The sequence below is a fragment of the Motilimonas cestriensis genome, assembly GCF_021295315.1.
Lineage (GTDB): Bacteria > Pseudomonadota > Gammaproteobacteria > Enterobacterales > CBDFNC01 > Motilimonas > Motilimonas cestriensis.
Genome location: NZ_JAIMJA010000017.1, coordinates 87,849 through 106,048, shown reverse-complemented (window position 1 = coordinate 106,048; position 18,200 = coordinate 87,849). Strand labels below are relative to the sequence as shown.

General features: G+C 42.6%; 18 protein-coding genes and 1 tRNA gene. 9 read left to right on the top strand and 10 right to left on the bottom strand.

Going from position 1 to position 18,200, the window contains the following annotated elements:
• Positions 1 to 200: 200 nt before the first annotated feature.
• The 3 genes from K6Y31_RS16035 to K6Y31_RS16025 all read right to left on the bottom strand — a co-directional run bounded on the left by K6Y31_RS16035 (position 201) and on the right by K6Y31_RS16025 (position 2,879).
• Complete coding sequence (locus K6Y31_RS16035) at positions 201 to 1,391, bottom strand: site-specific integrase (protein ID WP_233053950.1); 1,191 nt, start codon at positions 1,389 to 1,391, stop codon at positions 201 to 203.
• A 460-nt stretch (positions 1,392 to 1,851) separates the two neighbouring features.
• Positions 1,852 to 1,927: transfer RNA gene (locus K6Y31_RS16030), tRNA-Trp, on the bottom strand.
• A gap of 115 nt (positions 1,928 to 2,042) precedes the next feature.
• Positions 2,043 to 2,879: an HDOD domain-containing protein gene (locus K6Y31_RS16025; RefSeq protein ID WP_233053949.1), complete on the bottom strand. Its 837-nt coding sequence runs from the start codon at positions 2,877 to 2,879 to the stop codon at positions 2,043 to 2,045.
• Between the two features lie 248 nt (positions 2,880 to 3,127).
• On the opposite strand from K6Y31_RS16025, the gene K6Y31_RS16020 reads away from it, so the two are divergent.
• Positions 3,128 to 4,243: a phosphoserine transaminase gene (locus K6Y31_RS16020; protein WP_233053948.1), complete on the top strand. Its 1,116-nt coding sequence runs from the start codon at positions 3,128 to 3,130 to the stop codon at positions 4,241 to 4,243.
• A 78-nt stretch (positions 4,244 to 4,321) separates the two neighbouring features.
• Here K6Y31_RS16020 and K6Y31_RS16015 read toward each other — a convergent pair whose 3' ends face one another.
• Both K6Y31_RS16015 and K6Y31_RS16010 read right to left on the bottom strand, forming a co-directional pair.
• The gene (locus tag K6Y31_RS16015; RefSeq protein ID WP_233053947.1) at positions 4,322 to 4,540 is read right to left on the bottom strand and encodes a hypothetical protein; all 219 of its coding nucleotides are present in this window, start codon (positions 4,538 to 4,540) and stop codon (positions 4,322 to 4,324) included.
• Between the two features lie 218 nt (positions 4,541 to 4,758).
• Entirely contained in the window at positions 4,759 to 6,390 is a 1,632-nt protein-coding gene (locus K6Y31_RS16010; protein ID WP_233053946.1) for a methyl-accepting chemotaxis protein, read from the bottom strand.
• Between the two features lie 505 nt (positions 6,391 to 6,895).
• Between K6Y31_RS16010 and K6Y31_RS16005 the strand changes: the two genes are divergently transcribed.
• Entirely contained in the window at positions 6,896 to 7,579 is a 684-nt protein-coding gene (locus tag K6Y31_RS16005; RefSeq protein WP_233053945.1) for an OmpA family protein, read from the top strand.
• 139 nt (positions 7,580 to 7,718) lie between these two features.
• Here the strand turns inward: K6Y31_RS16005 and K6Y31_RS16000 are convergent, their stop codons facing one another.
• Positions 7,719 to 8,972, bottom strand: coding sequence for a glutamate-5-semialdehyde dehydrogenase (locus tag K6Y31_RS16000; RefSeq protein ID WP_233053944.1), 1,254 nt, complete (start codon positions 8,970 to 8,972; stop codon positions 7,719 to 7,721).
• A gap of 138 nt (positions 8,973 to 9,110) precedes the next feature.
• On the opposite strand from K6Y31_RS16000, the gene K6Y31_RS15995 reads away from it, so the two are divergent.
• The 5 genes from K6Y31_RS15995 (at position 9,111) to K6Y31_RS15975 (ending at position 13,212) form a co-directional block, all read left to right on the top strand.
• Positions 9,111 to 9,362, top strand: coding sequence for a hypothetical protein (locus K6Y31_RS15995; RefSeq protein ID WP_233053943.1), 252 nt, complete (start codon positions 9,111 to 9,113; stop codon positions 9,360 to 9,362).
• A 180-nt stretch (positions 9,363 to 9,542) separates the two neighbouring features.
• Positions 9,543 to 11,708: an ATP-binding protein gene (locus K6Y31_RS15990; protein WP_233053942.1), complete on the top strand. Its 2,166-nt coding sequence runs from the start codon at positions 9,543 to 9,545 to the stop codon at positions 11,706 to 11,708.
• On the top strand, positions 11,689 to 12,051 hold the full coding sequence (locus K6Y31_RS15985) for a response regulator (RefSeq protein ID WP_232802820.1): 363 nt from the start codon (positions 11,689 to 11,691) through the stop codon (positions 12,049 to 12,051). The genes K6Y31_RS15990 and K6Y31_RS15985 overlap by 20 nt, the downstream gene beginning before the upstream one ends.
• Before the next feature lie 5 nt (positions 12,052 to 12,056).
• Positions 12,057 to 12,503 carry a chemotaxis protein CheX gene (locus K6Y31_RS15980; protein ID WP_232802819.1) on the top strand — a complete coding sequence of 149 codons (447 nt, stop codon included), beginning with the start codon at positions 12,057 to 12,059 and terminating at the stop codon, positions 12,501 to 12,503.
• Between the two features lie 73 nt (positions 12,504 to 12,576).
• Positions 12,577 to 13,212: a hypothetical protein gene (locus K6Y31_RS15975; RefSeq protein ID WP_233053941.1), complete on the top strand. Its 636-nt coding sequence runs from the start codon at positions 12,577 to 12,579 to the stop codon at positions 13,210 to 13,212.
• Between the two features lie 55 nt (positions 13,213 to 13,267).
• Here the strand turns inward: K6Y31_RS15975 and K6Y31_RS15970 are convergent, their stop codons facing one another.
• The 4 genes from K6Y31_RS15970 to K6Y31_RS15955 are packed head-to-tail and all read right to left on the bottom strand — an operon-like array spanning position 13,268 to position 16,674.
• Complete coding sequence (locus K6Y31_RS15970; protein ID WP_233053940.1) at positions 13,268 to 14,209, bottom strand: L-lactate dehydrogenase; 942 nt, start codon at positions 14,207 to 14,209, stop codon at positions 13,268 to 13,270.
• A 33-nt stretch (positions 14,210 to 14,242) separates the two neighbouring features.
• Complete coding sequence (locus tag K6Y31_RS15965; RefSeq protein WP_233053939.1) at positions 14,243 to 14,893, bottom strand: YdcF family protein; 651 nt, start codon at positions 14,891 to 14,893, stop codon at positions 14,243 to 14,245.
• Between the two features lie 25 nt (positions 14,894 to 14,918).
• Positions 14,919 to 15,686, bottom strand: coding sequence for a heme ABC transporter ATP-binding protein (locus K6Y31_RS15960; RefSeq protein WP_233053938.1), 768 nt, complete (start codon positions 15,684 to 15,686; stop codon positions 14,919 to 14,921).
• Position 15,687: 1 nt separating this feature from the next.
• Positions 15,688 to 16,674, bottom strand: a complete 987-nt coding sequence (locus tag K6Y31_RS15955) for a FecCD family ABC transporter permease (protein WP_233053952.1) — start codon at positions 16,672 to 16,674, stop codon at positions 15,688 to 15,690.
• 180 nt (positions 16,675 to 16,854) lie between these two features.
• Here K6Y31_RS15955 and K6Y31_RS15950 point away from each other — a divergent pair, with 180 nt between their 5' ends.
• Positions 16,855 to 17,787 (top strand): Gfo/Idh/MocA family protein, encoded by a 933-nt coding sequence (locus tag K6Y31_RS15950; protein ID WP_233053937.1) that lies wholly within the window; start codon positions 16,855 to 16,857, stop codon positions 17,785 to 17,787.
• A gap of 97 nt (positions 17,788 to 17,884) precedes the next feature.
• Positions 17,885 to 18,193 (top strand): STAS domain-containing protein, encoded by a 309-nt coding sequence (locus K6Y31_RS15945; protein ID WP_233053936.1) that lies wholly within the window; start codon positions 17,885 to 17,887, stop codon positions 18,191 to 18,193.
• Positions 18,194 to 18,200 lie beyond the last annotated feature (7 nt).

The window sequence follows — 18,200 nt, the reverse complement described above, 5'->3', positions numbered from 1 at the left end:
AGCGACCGTTAAATAGCAGTAATAGATCAAAATAGGGGATCGCGGTCAATAGGGTGTTTGCAAAATTGCGCAGAAATGATCACGCGATCACACTATTTTAAATCTGGAATTAGCTGCGGAATGACGGTAATATCATTAAATTCTTATATTCCCCCCCTATTACTAGGTACTCTAGAAAAATCTATACATTTATAAATATATTATCTAAGTAGCATCTTTGATATGCGATTAGATGTTTCACGTTGCTTACTTTCACTCAATTTAGCATAACGTAACGTACTCTCAATTGAGCGGTGATTTAACAGCTTTTGTACTGCACTAATATCTACGCCATTTGAGATGAGATTACTTGCCACAGAATGACGAGCAGTGTGCAGTAGCACCTCTTCTGCATTATCAATACATGCAGTGGCTTTGATTGTCTTAAATTGGGTAGCAGGTCGATTGATACAGCCTCGTTTAAAGCGCCCTACGAACAAGTAAGGATTACCCTTTACCCTCGGCAACTTGTTAATGATATCGAGCATTAAATCTGACAGGTACAATATATGATAACTGCCGTTTTTAGTGCGTGGTACGCGGATAGTCTTGTTATCCAAATCAACATCACTCCACTTTCTCAAACGTAGTTCAGATTCACGGCAACCTAACAAAAATAGCAAGGCAATTAATGAACCTGCATAAATATCCTTATAGCTTAGTGAAGCATCAATCAGGCGTTTAATTTCATCAATGGTGCAATAGCGAGTACGAGCATTATCCTCTGGTAACAAAGACACCTTTTCAGCAACATTAGTTATATCCAGCAATTGATTCGCAAGCTTGCCCATTGTTTTGAGCAAGGCTAATACTCGATTACAAGTACTTGGAGCATAACGTCTATATTGACTAGATGACTCACTCATCTTCAGGTGTAATTGCATTATTTGATGGGCAGTGACTTCGTTATATGGCAGTGTAAATAGTGATTTGCAGTGCAACTTAAAACGCGACACATCATCATTCCATGAGCGTTTATGTTTCTTCGCTAATGGCAGGTAAGTATCCCAAAAGAAGTCATATACCGTTGGAAAGGTAGTAACTGCATCACGCTTCGCTTTAGGGTCAATATCTTCCGCTAATAACCCTTTGTGCTGTCTAGCCACCTTTCTAGCGGTCGCTAAATCAACATCAGGGAAGTGACCAATAGCGATACTGCCCTTGCGACCTTGATGGCGATAACGAAACAAGAAGCGTTTACTTCCATTTTTACCTGATAAGCATTTAAGGCCGATGACTTCTGTATCTGAAAATTCTAAGTCAGTAGATTTTGAGCTTTTATCATTACTCGGTAGTGCTAATAGCTTATTAGCGGTGAATTTAAATTTTTTTAAGTGCTGTATTTTAGACATGATTAACTCCTTTTTAATGGGTTCAAGGCATTAATATATGGATAAAAATCACTATAAAACGATCGCCATAGCGGCGTTAAACAACGTGCTATGGAATCAAAAGACCAGAGAAGTACAGTAAAAGGTCAGGAAACAGAGAGGAAAGCAGTATTGGGTATGTTGGAAGGTAATTTTCCTACTCTTGCACAGCCTTACACCTGCTTAGCCCTCAGAATTCACAGAAAATGCACAGAGAGGTCAGGATATGGACAGGGAGAATTTTATGAATTGAGGTTATTTAAGTGAATAATTAAGTAATGAATTGATTGTAACATTTGCTTTATTTAGTGGAGTCACACTAGATGTAACAGCCAGCTATGGTACAGGATACGGGGCATTGCATGATTAGATGAAGAACAATTACTAGGCTATCAGAAACGAAAAAGCCCCAACGATTTCTCGTTAGGGCTTCATCTGAATATGGCAGGGGTGGAGAGATTCGAACTCCCAACATTCGGATTTGGAATCCGACGTTCTGCCGTTGGAACTACACCCCTGCTGAAGAACGAGGCAGATAATACCAAATGATTTTTAAAGGTAAAGCCTTTTATGACAAATTATTTTCGACTGCTGTTTTTATCACCGCTTCACTGTATTTACGTGATCTAACTCTCAACACTCGGCCACTATCTCTTCATCGGCGCGGTCGAGAAGCTCCTCTAATTGAATGTCATCTAGGTTAAAATGCTCACCAATAGACACTTGCACCTGCGCCCATTCGGAGTCGGTATTTTTCAGTACTACATGTCGCGCTATCTTTAAAATAGACAGCAAATCTAATGCCACCGGTGGCAGTTCCCCTGATTGATAAAAACCAGCAGCATCTTGTTGATAATAGATTATTTCAACTAACGCTTTTGGCAACATCCACTGCTGTGACAGTAAGGCGCCGATAGTGGTATGCGCGGTGCCAAATGTTTGGTGCTCTCGTTCGGTTAAAGCGGGCCAACCTAGCTCATCAAGTTGTGCATAAAGCGCAGGATATTGCTCAAAACCCAACATCATCACTGGCACCCCCGACAAGTGGAATAAGCCTAACATGTAGGCATTATCAACCAAGGCATCTTTACCTAAGAGTTTTGCCACAACGGAACTGGCTTGTGCAATTTCTGTCGCTTGCTCCCAAAAATCATCCAGTAACGCATGAGAGCTCATTGCCGATCTGAGGGCGACCGCTTTCACAAGAGGAATAATACGCTTTAACCCAAGCATCATAACGGCCTGGTTGATGGATTGTATCTCTTTGGCGCGGCGAAAAGCGGCGGAATTGACAACTTGCAACACTGCAGAAGCAATACTGACATCGGAGCTAATGGCTTTAGCTATCACAGCAACATCCGGCTCAGGCTTACCTGCTTCTTCAGCCACTGTCAGTAGCACTGCTGGCCGTGGTGGGATACTGATACTTTTTAGCAATGCACGCTCTTGACTGGTGATATTTATTGCCATGCCATGTTCCTTATATTTGAAATAAAACCTTTAATGGTGACGCGACAATGACGAGTGCCATCGTTAAAACTATAGATTAAGGTTAAAGCTTCGTGGTATTTTTGGCCTCATTAACACGCTTATCTTGCACTAGGCTTGGTAATACCAACCTCACTGTTCGCATCTTTTTAGCATAGTTTGGTTAACTCGTTCAAATTGGGCGTCAGCCCACAAATTTTATATCTTAATACCAAGGATTTCAGGAATATATGACTACTTTGAACAAGCCCGCGAACCCTAATTTTTCATCTGGCCCTTGTAGTAAACGACCTGGGTACCGCTTAGCTGAGCTAAAAACTGAGACCTTAGGTCGTTCACATCGTGCCGCTGTTGGTAAAAATGCTTTAGGCAAAGCGATTGATGATACCGCGCGAATTTTAGGTTTACCTGAAGGCTACCGAGTCGGTATTGTTCCTGGCTCTGATACAGGTGCGATGGAAATGATCATGTGGTCTATGCTCGGTGCGCGTGGCGTAGACGTAGTTGCCTGGGAATCGTTTGGCCAAGAATGGTTTACCGATATTAGCCAACAACTGAAACTTGAAGATGTAAATACTCACTTTGCGGATTATGGTTTATTACCCGATTTAACGGCTATCAATCAAGATAATGACGTAGTATTTACATGGAATGGCACCACCTCAGGGGTCAAAGTACCTAACGGGGATTGGATCAAAGATGATCGCCAAGGCTTGATGATTTGCGATGCAACATCCGCTGTTTTTGCAATGGAAATGCCTTGGGAGAAGCTCGACGTTATCACCTTTAGCTGGCAAAAAGTACTGGGCGGTGAAGGCGCACACGGCATGATTATTCTTAGCCCTCGCGCAGTAGAGCGCCTTGAAAGTTACACGCCAGCGTGGCCACTACCAAAAATCTTCCGCTTAACTGCTAAAGGCAAATTGATTGAGGGCATTTTCAGTGGCGCGACTATCAATACCCCATCAATGCTATGTGTGGCGGATTACCAAGATGCATTAGATTGGGTTGATGCAATTGGTGGCTTACCAGCTGCGATCCAAAAATCCAAAGACAACCTTGCCGTGTTAGCTAAATTTGTCTCGGAAAATGATTGGATTGAGTTTCTAGCCCAAGCCCCTGACACGATTTCAAATACCAGTGTGTGTTTTACATTGAAAGCAACCGCTGACCAAGTGAAACAATTCATTAAATTACTTGAAAATGAAGGTGTGGCCTATGACATTGGCTCATACCGCGATGCACCGGATGGGCTACGTATTTGGTGCGGGAGCACGGTTGAGGCAAGTGATCTTAAAGCATTGCTGCCATGGCTAAGCTGGGCTTGGCAACAAGTCACTCGCTAATCAGCGCAAAAAGCGTAGCTTCATTTTGTAACGAAAATAGAAGCTACGCTTATTAGACTATTATGGAGTTATTGAAAATTACTCTTCTTCTTCCGTTGCTGCTAAATTCTTAACACGATTAGTTTCAGTGGCATAAGTGGCGAAGTGCTCAGCCATCACTTCAGGGGTTAGTTCGCCTTTTGCTTCTAATGCTTTTAATTTAGCAACAATAGCGCGCTGCTCTTCAATACTCGGAAGCGGCGTTTCATCTACAGCCTCATCTTCCATCGCTTTTAATTCTTGCTCAAAATCGTTCATGCTTTACTCCAAATTGCGACGCTCGCTGGCGCAGCTAATTGCATTTAACCTATCTCGTTTACTACAGTAACGAATAACCCTTGTATCCAAGGCCGCATCATACCGTTGCTAACCAAGTGATGCCAACGATGCGATCAAACAAAAAGCGCTATCACACTGTTAAAGACAAAAAAAAGCGCAGCATCAATGCTGCGCTAGTACATATAAGCAATGACTATTTAGCTTACTTTGAACTTGCGAATTTGTTGCTCTAAGTTATCCGCTAAATCCATAATAACGTTTGTCGAAGCTCGGTTTTCACGTGCTAGTTCCGCTGCTTGATGCGAGCTATCAGCAATAGAGTTGATACGATGAGAGATGTCATCCCCAACCTTAGTTTGCTCGTCTGCAGCACTCGCGATTTGATGATTCATCTCAGTTATAGTGCCCAAAGAATCAGCAATTTGCTGTAATGCTTGCGCGGCTTCTTGCGCACCCGATACCGTATCAATACTTGACGTTTTACTGTTCTCCATAGAGCTAACCGCTTTTTGCGAACCGCTTTGTAAGCGCTCTATCATTTGTTGAATTTCAGCGGTGCTGTCTTGTGTACGCTTCGCTAAGTTACGCACTTCGTCCGCCACCACGGCAAAGCCGCGACCTTGCTCACCAGCCCTTGCTGCTTCAATGGCTGCATTTAACGCCAGTAAGTTAGTTTGCTCGGCAATGCCTCGAATTACATCTAATACAGAAACGATATTATCAACATCACGTCCTAGCTCACCAATGACTTGTGCCGCTTCATCAATTTGAGAAGCCAAGCCTTCAATTGAACTAACCGAACTTAATACAATATTTTGTGCTCTTTGACCTTCTGCATCCGCCTCTTGAGTAGAAGCCGCAGCATTATTTGCACTCTCTGCAACGGTACGAGCTGACGATGACATTTCGGTCATTGAAGTGGCGACCATGTCCGTTTCACTGCGCTGCGCATCAGAAACCTGATCCACCTGACTAGATCGATTATCAGCACTGGTTGCTTCATTGCGTAACTCAGCTGTAGCAGCAGAAACGCTGTTCATGATCTCTCGTAGTGACGCTTGCATGGTCACTACAGAACCATAAATGCTCGACTCATCAAAATCTTCACCATCGCGTTTCACTTTGGTTGATAAATCCCCCGCAGCAACCGCTCGAACTAGGGTCAATACATCTTCAGGCTCACCACCTAAGTCAGTCGTTATTTTGCGAATCGTCGTAATAATGATAAAGCCCAGAATAGCAGCAATAATTAAACACAGAATGAGCTGATTTTGTGCCGAGCTCCAAAAACGCTCATCCACTTCAGTTGAACGAATCCCCGTTCCTACCGCCCATTTCCAACGCTTTGATACCTGAGCAACAGACAGTAAATCAGCAACTTCTCCTTCAGCATTACGAGAGGTCCATTCGTATTCAACAATACCATTGGGGTTTGATCTAACAGCATCAAGCAAAATTTGGCCAACGCTGGCACCTTGAGCATCTTTAAAATCATGAAAGCTGGTGCCATGAAGCTGTGGATCATGAGGCGCAGCCACAAAATTCATGTTTTCGTCAGCCACGTATACATATTCAGAGTCATTGTATTTATTTTCACGAAGAATTTGCGCCGCCAGCTCTTTACCCTGCTCGTCACTCATTTTTCCCGATGCAACATACAACTCAATTTGATTAACAGTAGAGTAAGTACTTTTGAGTAACTGATAAATCCTTGATTTGTTATCAGTATCACTGGCTTGTCTCAAGGTATAAAGGCCCATCAGCATAACCCCTAAGAGGGCAATTAAGGTTAACGTAGCCATTCCCCATACTTTTGTTTTTAATGTCATTTTGCATCCTCTATATATGCTTAGTGCAGCCTAGGTAACTAGAATGTTACCTTATTATTATAAAATCTAGATAACTATCGGCTTACTCGCCAGTTTCTTTAATGTAATTGAGAGCAAGGTAGAAAAACAAAGCCGAGCTCACAGCGTGATGATAATGAACAATTTTATGACTCATTTTATTAACATTATCACCTGTTCTGTTTCGCTGTCTTGGCTCTATCTCGGGTGCAGCAAAAGCCTATTGACCGCGGTGAGCACTAAGAAGCTTAGTCAGCCAAAGAGAATGCTGCTGAATAAAGATAAACGGCCAAACACAACTCACACCGTCTTTTTTGTCACACGGATGCAACACAGCTGAATTAGCATGCTAGATATTGATAATTTCAATAACATGAGAAGTTATCAGTCGAAGAACACTTTACACTGCATTTAATTGATAAAACCACTATTTAGTAAATACTACTAATGCTAAGTGGCCTCAAAAAAACCAACCAAAGGATAAACAATGAAAAAACTTCTACTGACAGCTGCAGCTATCGCAGTTCTTGCTGGCTGTTCAAGCAATAAAAACGTTGAACCGGTCCAACAAACTATCAATGAAGTAGAAAATGGTACTAATGGCCAATGTATTGTTGCTATTCACAACACAGCGAAGGCATTAGAGCAGGCAAACCGACTTGTTGGATCAGCATCTAAAGGCCAACTAACCGAAGTTGAATATGCAGCAGCTGAAAAAGCCGCAAATAATGCCGCTAAGTACAAAGAACAAGCTAACTCTCAATGTACTGAAGAGCTAAAAGCATTGCTTTCGCAATTGATCGTGAAAGAAGAGACAAACACAGATACATATACACAAGTACAACACTTACCTGGCGTTGTTTTTGCTGAAGCTTCGGCTGAACTAACCATGGAAGCGAAAACAATTCTTGAGGCGGTTGCGTCTCGTTTGGTACAAGAATCTAGCGATGTTGAAATTGCCGGTCACACATCAAGCACAGGTAGCTATGAATATAATATGAGGCTATCACAGCAACGCGCACAATCAGTAAAAGCGTTTCTTGCCGCTCAAGGTGTAGAATCGTCACGTATGACAGCGAAAGGCTATGGTGAAACTCAACCGGTCGCAACTAACGAAACTAAAGCGGGTCAACAAGCTAACAAGCGCGTTGAGATTCGTTACTACCGTTAATTTACAGTGTACGATAACTGCGAAAATAATTTCAACTGAACCGTGGCCTAGCAAAAGATAGTTTTGCTGATCTTACACGTTCGGTAAATAAGCACAAAAAAGCCGAACCTATGTTCGGCTTTTTATCGACCTCATCCGATTATTGACGGATATGTCCATCGCCAAGTACTACCCACTTTTGCGACGTCAGCCCTTCTAAACCAACCGGTCCCCGGGCGTGAATTTTATCGGTTGAAATACCAATTTCAGCGCCTAACCCATATTCAAAACCATCGGCAAAACGCGTTGAGGCATTAATCATCACCGAACTAGAGTCAACCTCAGTGATAAAGCGGCGTCCTTTTGAGTAATCTTGAGTAACAATAGACTCAGAGTGCGCTGAGCTGTATTGAGCGATGTGATCCATAGCGGCATCCATATCGGCTACCACCTTAATGGATAAAATAGGTGCCAAGTACTCAGTCGCCCAATCCTCATCAGTGGCTACTTCAGCAGCAATGATCGCACGTGTTTGTGGGCAACCTCTTAGCTCAACTCCTTTTTCACCATAACCTTTTGCTAGGCGTGGCAGAATATCAGCCGCGACCGCTTGGTTTATTAACAAGGTTTCCATTGCATTACATACGCCATAACGATGGGTCTTAGCGTTGATCGCAATATCGTATGCTTTATCTAGATCGGCTTGATCATCGATATAGACATGGCAAATACCATCTAAATGTTTAATGACTGTCACTTTGGCGTCTTTAGAAATGCGCTCAATCAGGCTTTTACCGCCACGAGGTACAATCACATCGACATATTCCGCCATGGTAATTAGTTCACCCACCGCGGCACGATCAGTGGTCTCAACCACTTGCACTGCGGTTTCAGGTAACCCGGCTTTTTGTAAACCCGATTTTATACATTGCGCTACCGCTCGATTGGAATGTATCGCTTCGCTGCCGCCACGTAAGATGGTTGCATTACCGGATTTAAGGCATAAGCTCGCCGCATCGATGGTTACGTTAGGGCGTGATTCATAAATAATACCGATCACACCCAGTGGCACGCGCATTTTGCCCACTTGAATACCTGAAGGCATATAATTTAGGTCAGTAATCGCACCACAAGGATCGGGTAATGCTGCAACTTGGATTAAGCCTTCAATCATTTTATCAATGCCTTGAGAGGTTAAAGCTAAGCGGTCAATCATCGCCTCATCAAGCCCTTTCTCACGACCCGCTTGTAAATCTTTTCCATTCTCAGCAATCAAAAAATCACGCGTTTCATTGAGTGCATCAGCAATCGCGAGTAACGCATTATTCTTAGTACCTGCCGTTGCGGCTGCAATCTGACGTGAAGCAGCTCTAGCATTCTTTCCTAGATTTTGCATGTATTCTTGCACGCTCATGGTGACATTATCCTTATATATGACCTAAACCCTTGCCCTTCGAGGCTAGTCTGGCAGAATAATGAATAATATTTATAAGGGCAAGCAACGCCCATAACTTCCTCACTCCGCCACCGCTAAAACGACTCAAGGATAAACATGAAATTTTCACTACCGCAAAATAACCGAGCATCGCTCGCACAATTAACAGAGCAAGCTAATATAGAATTGGTATCGACGGGAACTATCGCTCTCGGTGATCTTAAAAAAATTTTAGACACCTGTTTTACATCAGGTTTTACTTTAAACGAAGTAGAAAACGCATTGCAATGTGAAGTAGATGACTTAGAAAATGCAAACAACGCAGGCCTACACCAGCTTATTGCACTAATCAACGCTAAAAACGATTAGGAGTAGCAGTTAAACCGAAAGGTATCCGTTACTTGCTTAAGCTCACATAGCGAATTCTTGTAACTAGGTTTTCTAAATACTGCGTGTTATATTCAGGCAATTAAATGTGTTGAACATTAAAACCTATTGTTTATAAAGATATTTTAAATCTTCAATAGCTTTGTATAAGGAAGTTAAACCATGTTGTTGCACGATTTGGGCAAATACCGCGGTATTGTAGCTGCAATTACTTTATTTCTTGTCTTAGATACCTGTGTGTTAGCGCTGAACTATTTCGTGTCTAAAGAAATTCAACAAGAAACAGAAAGCGTTAATCTAGCCGGTCGACAAGGGATGTTGACACAAAAATTATTAAAATCTCTTTATGAATTACAGGATGATTTAGCGGTAAACCTTGATGTTCAGGAAAACTTTCAAGAGTTCGCTGACACTTTCGAGTTATTTGATGTCACATTAGTCGCTTTAAAAGAAGGCGGCATGGTGCCTGTTATTGATATTAATGATGCCGAAAAAATTGACGTTAAGCCCGTTAACTCAGAAGCAGCAATGCAATCTGTCGATGCCGGCTTACAACTTTGGCAACAATATCGCGAGATCCTTGGCCCGATTATTAATAACGGCAGTACACAAGTTTCATTACTTGATATCCATGAATCGATAGCCACAGTAAAAGAGACTAATGCGACATTGCTTAAATTCATGAACGATTTAACCCGTTACATGGAGCAGCAAGCGAATGAAAAAACGCAGATGTTGCAATATGTTGAGCTAGCAGCAGTAATTGCTGCGGTATTAAACTTCTTTGTTATCATGTTTATTTTTGTTGGTCGTTTGAAGAAAAACGATGAACAACTTGAATTATCACAAAAAGAAAACGCCGAAATCCTCGGCACGGTAAAAGAAGGCCTATTCCTACTTGACCAAGAATTAATCATTGGCTCTCAGTACTCACAGGAACTGGTAAATATTTTTGGTCGCCAAGATTTAGACGGTAAGAAACTCGCCGTGCTTTTAAAAGACATGGTATCAGATAGCGAACTACAGCTTTCTGAAGACTACATCGGCCTACTGTTTAAAGAACACGTAAACGAAAACCTTATCCAAAGCTTAAACCCGCTCAAACAAATTGAAGTCAACCTATTAGGCGCAACTGGCTTATTTGAAACTAAGTATCTTTCTTTCCAATTTAACCGTGTACGTGTTAACAAACGGGTATCACATGTACTGGTAACAGTAATGGACCGTACCGTTGAGGTTGAATTAGAGCGTGAACTAGAAGAAGCGAAAACCAAAGCCAAAGGCGAAGTAGATAGCTTAGTGAGTATCTTAAGTATCGAAAAGAGCGCCTTTATTGACTTCCTAGATAAAGCCAGCGACGGCATTAACTTAATTAATGAAGAATTAAAATCCTCTAATCAAGATCATAAAGCCTATATGGCGAATGTAGTGCAATTCCAACGTATTATTCACTCAATCAAAGGTGACGCTTCGGCATTAGATGTCTCGCCAGTTGAGAAGAAAACTCACGAAATGGAAGATGTATTAACAGACATTCGTAACAGCGACGAGATTACGGGTAATAGCTTCTTACCCTTTACCGTAAAACTGGACGAACTATTCTCACAAATCGGTAGCTTACGTCTGCTAAGCGAACAAATTGCAAACATCAGCGATCAACACTCTGACGCACAACCTATAGCGCAATCGAACACACAGTCGTTTGCTGAAATTAATAGTTTGGTGAAACGCGTAGCTGAAGATGAGAATAAAATGGTCAACCTAGTCACGCAAGGACTCGATAGCCATCATGTTCCACCAGCATATATTCGCAAGGTACGCGAAGTAGCAGTACAATTAGTACGCAATGCTGTTGTTCATGGCATTGAAGAACCAAACAAACGGGTTGAGTTAGGCAAGTCGCCACAAGGAACGATAAAAGCAAGCTTCCTGAAAAAGGCCGATGGTAACTACTCACTAACCATTATTGATGACGGCGCAGGTTTGTCGGTTAATCGCATTAAGCGTCATGCGCTACAGAACGACTTAGTTTCTGAGCAAGATATTGAGAAGATGTCTAATGGTGAAATCCTCAACCTGATTTTCCAACCAGGATTCTCCACGGCATCAGACGTATCAATGCACGCCGGCCGTGGCGTTGGACTAGATGTGATCAAGCAATCTGTGATGGAAGCTGGCGGTAAGATGAAGCTAAGCTACAAACAAAATAAAGGTTGTCGTTTTGAGATTGTATTACCAGGTAAAATCACAACGACAACAAAAACTTATAATGAAACAGATCAAAACATTGGGGTAGAGCAGGTTAACCATGAAGTTGTTAATAGTTGATGATTCAAATATTATCCGTCGTAAAATTAGACGTAGTAATAAAGTAGGTGATCTAGAAGTTGTTGGCAGTGCATGTAATGGTCTTGAGGCTGTTGAACTTGTAAAGCAAACCCAACCCGATCTAGTCACCATGGATTTAACTATGCCAGAAATGGATGGCATTGAAAGTATTGAAAAAATTCTAGAGGTTAAACCTGACACCCGTATTTTAGTGGTGTCAGCACTAGCGGATAAAGCCACCGCAATTCGCGCCCTTACGATTGGCGCACGAGGTTTCATTTGTAAACCGTTTACGGAAGATGAGCTCAATGATGCATTTGAGCAATTGCTAGAGGATATTTAAGCAAAATGAAAGAAGAACAATTACAAGTATTTATTGAAGGTACAAAATATTTCTTTAGCACCTTTGCTGGCCAACAAGTGGATGTCGGCGTTCCTTATTTAGTGTCTAGCGATACCAAAGTGGCTTTTGATTACACGGGCATTATCGGTATTGCTGGCGCGCGTAAAGGGTGTGTTTACTTTTCAGCTCCAGGTCGATTATTGGCTAAATTGCTGCAAGCCTTAGGTGAAGATGACCTAGAAGATGACAACCTTTGTGATGTGGTAGGTGAAGTAGCTAATACCGTCTCAGGTAATGCTCGCCGAGATTTGGGGCCAGAGTTTGTCATCTCGGTTCCGGTCATTGTAAAAGGCCAGCTTGAAGATATTAAATTACCTCGCGAAATTCGCTCGTTTGTGATCCCGATTACCTGGGGTCAAGACAAAGCAGCTTTGGTTATCTGCTTAGAATAACCCTTTATCAGCACAGTCTTAATATTGGCTGTGCTTTTTTCTGCTCAAAAATATGCCACAAAGTGAGGCAGGAATGTTTAGCCTAGAATTTAAAGTGCTCCCCCATTTAGATAATTCTATTTACCAGCCATTATGTAACCAATTTAAGCAAATTAGTTGCCAAGCTTCAGTGAGTCAATTTAGACCGACTGGCGCATTAGCGCGATTTGATTGGTTGCTACCTTGTGGCGTAACAATGGAATTAACCGAACCATTTTACGAAACCCAACTCGATCCAGTACGTGAAAGTTTTGTCGCACCGTTAAAGCAACTGATCGAAACCGAGCTATATCAAAAAATGATTCGTGCTCAGGACCCTTTCCAGCTAAGAAACAAAGATGGCTCAGTAAAATCTACTATATTCTCGATGCACTGCTGCCTTAATTACACCATGCGCAGTAAAAATGATGAGATGAATCTTCGGCTGATGTTCCCAGTCAACTGTACCCCTCTCTACTTTCGAGAAGCCATTTTTTCATTTATGCAGATGCTGGAAGATGTGCACTTAGCCAGCTCGACCGAGTTGTTTTTAGAAATGCTCAGAAATGCCGATGGCCAAGGGTTTGGCACTCGCGTGCTTTGGTACAACGCGGAGACTGGTAGAACAGAGTTTGTAGATGTCGAACGCAGTCAAAAATCCAATGCCGTGGTCAAAAAGCGCATCGCATAAATACTGGCTAAAACCTCTCCTCAGTCTGAGCTAAAGAGGCTTTAGCCCTTACGATTTACGCTAAGTCAATACCGGCTAAATTAGCTTTCAACACATCAGCTGAAATCCGTAGTTTTCTCAGCTCATCTTTGGACAAGTTAAGCTCAACTATCTGCTCGACCCCTTTAATACCAATTTTAGCTGGCACACTAATACAAACGTCTTTAATGCCATATTCACCGGTCAAGCGCACACTAATGGGCTGAACTGACGCCCGGTCAGATAATAGCAAAGATACTAGCTTAGCCAGCACCACGCCTATCGCCCAATTGGTATAACCCTTGGCGGCAATAATTTTGTACGCAGCACTTTTTACATGCTCATACAACTGGTCGATATCTTGCTGATTATAAGCAATCCCTAATACTTCATTACCGACAACTGATACTCCACCGATAGTGATAGTGCTCCACGCAGCAAACTCAGAGTCGCCATGTTCGCCTAATATATAGCCGTGAATTGACGCCGGATCGACATCATAATGCTCACTCAGCAAGGACTTGAGACGACTGGTGTCTAATACCGTGCCGGTCCCTATCACTTTACTATTAGGACGACTAGACAACTCTTGAAAAATATAAGTTAAAATATCAACTGGGTTAGAGGCTATCACCACAATAGCATTGGGCGCATACTGATCTAGCTCAGCCGTAATAGATTTAAAAATTGCGGCATTTTTATTGAGTAAATCTAACCGCGTTTCTCCCGGTTTTTGCGCGGCTCCTGCCGTCACGATAATTACATCACAATCAGTTAAGTCGGCGTAATCCCCTGCTTTCACCTTCACTCGTCCAGTGATCCCTTGACCATGCATTAGATCGAGCGCTTCTCCTTCAGCTCGCGCTTTATCAAGATCAACTAAAATAATTTCACTGCAAAGCTGCTGCAAATAAATCGCATAAGCGCCGGCAACGCCGACGTTACCAGCACCTACTATACCAACAGATTTAATCTTCATTTGAACTCCTTCTCGGAACACGAGAAATAAAATTTAAGGAATAACTTGCTCAGTAAACCCTGCCGCCACTAAGGCTTGATAAGCTCGCCAAGCCTCGCTATCGATTGGCATAGCAAGTTGGTAACCCAGCGCAGGATAAAGCTTCATGCGCTGCATATCACCAACCAGAGTATGAATAAACAAAGGCTTATCAATAATATCGTTAGGGTAAGATGTATAAGTCAGCTGCGGCCCTGTAACCCTTGCATCAATATCAGGAAAGTGTTGCTTGAATGTGGCAAAAGCACGTTTGGTGGCAAAATCTTTATGCACCAAAATAACGCTATCAACGTCAATACCTCGCTCAGCGAGGAGCGCCATTGAAAATTTCACATTTTCACCAGTATTGGTTGCTCTAGTCTCCAACAAAATGCGGGATCCCGGCACGCCAGCTCGATGGGCAACCTCAGCAAAAACTTCGGCCTCCGTTTTATTAAACAGCCCCTCTGTATTGCGGCCACAATTGCCGGAAAAAACCACATAAGGAGCTAATCCCTGCAACATTAATTCAGCCGCGCGCTGCGCCGTTCTCACATCGATAGAGCCCATAACTATGATACAGCTGGCAGGCGCCAGCGGGGAATAAAGCGTCAAGTCATGCCAAAGTAGCTGACCATATTGATCCACTTGTTGCTCAGTAAGCATTACAATCTCCCCTATTCGACATTGACTAACATAAAATAACGGGGTAACCCGCTGTCGGATGAGTAATAATTTCACACTCTAATGAAAATACACTCTTTAACAATGACTGAGTAAAAACTTCGTTACTCGCCCCTTGAGCAACCACCTTGCCGTGGTCAAGCACCACAACGCGATCAGCATACCTCGCTGCAAGATTTAAATCATGCAGCACGACTAACGAGCCTATTTGCTGCTGGGCCAATTCTTTGAGTAAATTCAATAGCTGATGTTGATGATACAGATCCAACGCCGCGGTTGGCTCATCTAATAATAAATATCGTCCACCTTGGCTTGGTTTCTCCCATATCTGGGCAAAAATTCGTGCAAGTTGTACTCTTTGTTTTTCACCACCCGATAGATGAGTATAAATATTCTGCGCTTTATCTTGAATATCAGCCCAGCTCATCACTTGAGAGATCACCCGCTCATTTTCAAGGTGGCTGGTCGTTTTGTTCATCCGGCCAATATTAACGACTTCAAAGGCTGAGAAAGGAAAATTTAATTGCGAGCTTTGTGGCAAAATAGCCAATCGCTGTGCCAGTTCAGGAGGCGACCATGAGTCCCGTAATAACTGCTCGATAAAGACTTGCCCTGAACTTAACAGCTCGCCGCTGATGACATTAAATAAACTCGACTTTCCCGCACCATTAGGCCCCACTAGCGCGACCACTTCATTACAATTAAGCGCCACATTAACCTCAGTTAATACGGCTTTATCATCACGGGTTAAATTAACGTCGACCGCTTGCAGCATATCAAACCATATATTGTTTTTGTTGCATTAACAAAAAGATAAAAAACGGCGCCCCAATACACCCCATTACCACGCCAACAGGTAGCTCAATAGGCATAAATAAGGTGCGGGCCAACAAGTCAGCCAGCAATAAAAAACAGGCGCCGAGTAAACCAGAAAGGGGTAATAAATAACGATGATCTGGCCCAACTAATAAACGAATCAAGTGCGGCACCACCAGCCCAACAAAGCCAATTAACCCCACACAGGCAACACTAACACCAACTGCTAAAGCCGTTAGCACGACTAAGGTATTTTTTAACCACTGCACATTAACACCTAAATGACGAGCTTCAGACTCACCAAGTAACAACGCATTTAACGGCTTAGCGACGGGCTTTATAAAAGCAAATAACACCATACTAACCAGGGCGCAAAGACCAACCATGATCCAGTTTGCCCCCACCAAACTGCCTAATTGCCATGCCACGATATTTCGCAGTACAGTGTCATCAGCAAAGTAAGACAAAATAGCAATCCCCGCCCCCGCGAGCGCAGTAATAGCAATCCCCGCTAATAGCATCACACTAACCGACGTACCATGGCGAGTCGATGCAATGTTGAGCACTAAAAAAGTCACCACAACCCCGCCTAAAAAAGCAAACAAAGCCACCAACAACTCATTACTTATGGTTGATGAAAAGGGCAGCACTAAACTGCTCAGAAAAATAGCCCCCGCCGCCCCCAATGCCGCGCCACTTGAGACGCCGATAATAGCAGGGTCTGCCAACGCATTACGAAATAATCCCTGCATCATTGCGCCGCACAAGGCTAAGTTGGCACCGACTAACAAACATAGCAAGGTGCGAGGTAAGCGTAAGTTTTGCATCACCATGATGTGCGTTGCATTGATATCAGAAAATGTCTCTGGTACGAACAAAGCCCCCAAGGTTTGCAAACTTTGCCAAGGACTAAAAGAAAGAGGCCCGATCATTAAAGAAAACAGCATGATGGCTAACAAGCTTACACTCAATATAGCAAATACAACTGGTACTCGACTTATTTTCACTATCACTCTGGCACAGACTCATAAGGTAGCGCTATGATAACACTAGCAAACACTAAGCTGGGAAAAAAACCGCTTAGTTAAATACACAAATAAATACAACCTTTGATGAGTGAGAGAGCCATGGCCATAACTGGAAAACTGCGAATCGCATTGGTGGGATTAGGTGATATAGCGCAAAAAGCTTGGCTTCCCATTGTTTGTCAACACCCTGAGGTTGAGCCCATTTTTTGCACTCGAAATAGTGATACCTTATCGCGGCTAGCGCAGCAATACCGCATCAAAGAAACCTACACAGATATAAATGATGCAATAAACGCAGCCCCGGATGCAATCATGATCCACAGTGCAACCGAGAGTCATTTTGAGATCGCCTCTGCCAGCATAAAAGCGGGCATCGCCACCTTAATCGACAAGCCTATAAGCGATAATTTTGAACAGGTTAACCAGTTAATTAATTTAGCTAAAGCAAACAACACCCCTTTATGCACTGGCTTTAACCGCCGCTTTGCCCCTTTATTACAGCCCCTAAAAACTGAGCAACTCAATCACTTGCGTTGGCAAAAAAATCGTCACAACTTGCCCGGTAATATTCGCCAGTTCATTTTCGATGACTTTATTCATGTTGTTGATAGCTTGCTCTATTTTGGCCGCCCAGCAACCCCCATAGAGCCACAAATTCATTTTGTGATGAAACAGCAGCAATTAGCCGCCGTTTTTCTACGTATCGCCAGCGAAAACACATTGATAGAAGGCAGTATGAACCGGATAAGTGGGCAAACATTTGAACGAATTGAAGCGTTTAGTGACAACCAACACTGGCAAGTTGACAATTTACGACAAGGCCAGCATTTTAGCGACAACATGACGAACCCCATGCTGTTCTCTGATTGGCAAAGCACCCTTTACAAGCGCGGATTTGACGATTTATTAGATTCTTGGCTATCTCAGATCAAAAAAGGCCAGCCACAACATGATTATTTAGATAGCTTATTAACAACACATCAATTATGTGAAAGGATAGTCAAATATATTGAAGCCAAAACAAACGAATAAGCAGATTGCTGCTATATTCCTATAGAGCATTGAAATCGCTTAAAACTATAGGCTGCGAAGCAGCTTAGTTTCAAATTACGCTTAAGTGGATAAGATTATGTCAATTACTAAACGCTTAATAAATAACGATTCGGAATTGGAAATCATCATTCATGGCCGATTTGATTATTCTTTACATCGTGAGTTTCGGGCCTGCTATCAAGATCAACAGCCCGATTTGGTTTATAATATCAATCTTAGTGAAGCCCAGTATATGGACAGCTCAGCGTTAGGCATGATGCTGCTATTGAAAGAGCACACTGAAACGTCCAAGCTTGGCGCAGTCAAAATAAGCCATCCATCCAATACCGTACTAAAAATCCTAAAAATTGCTCATTTCGATAAACTCATTGAAATAGAAAATTAATTCGACG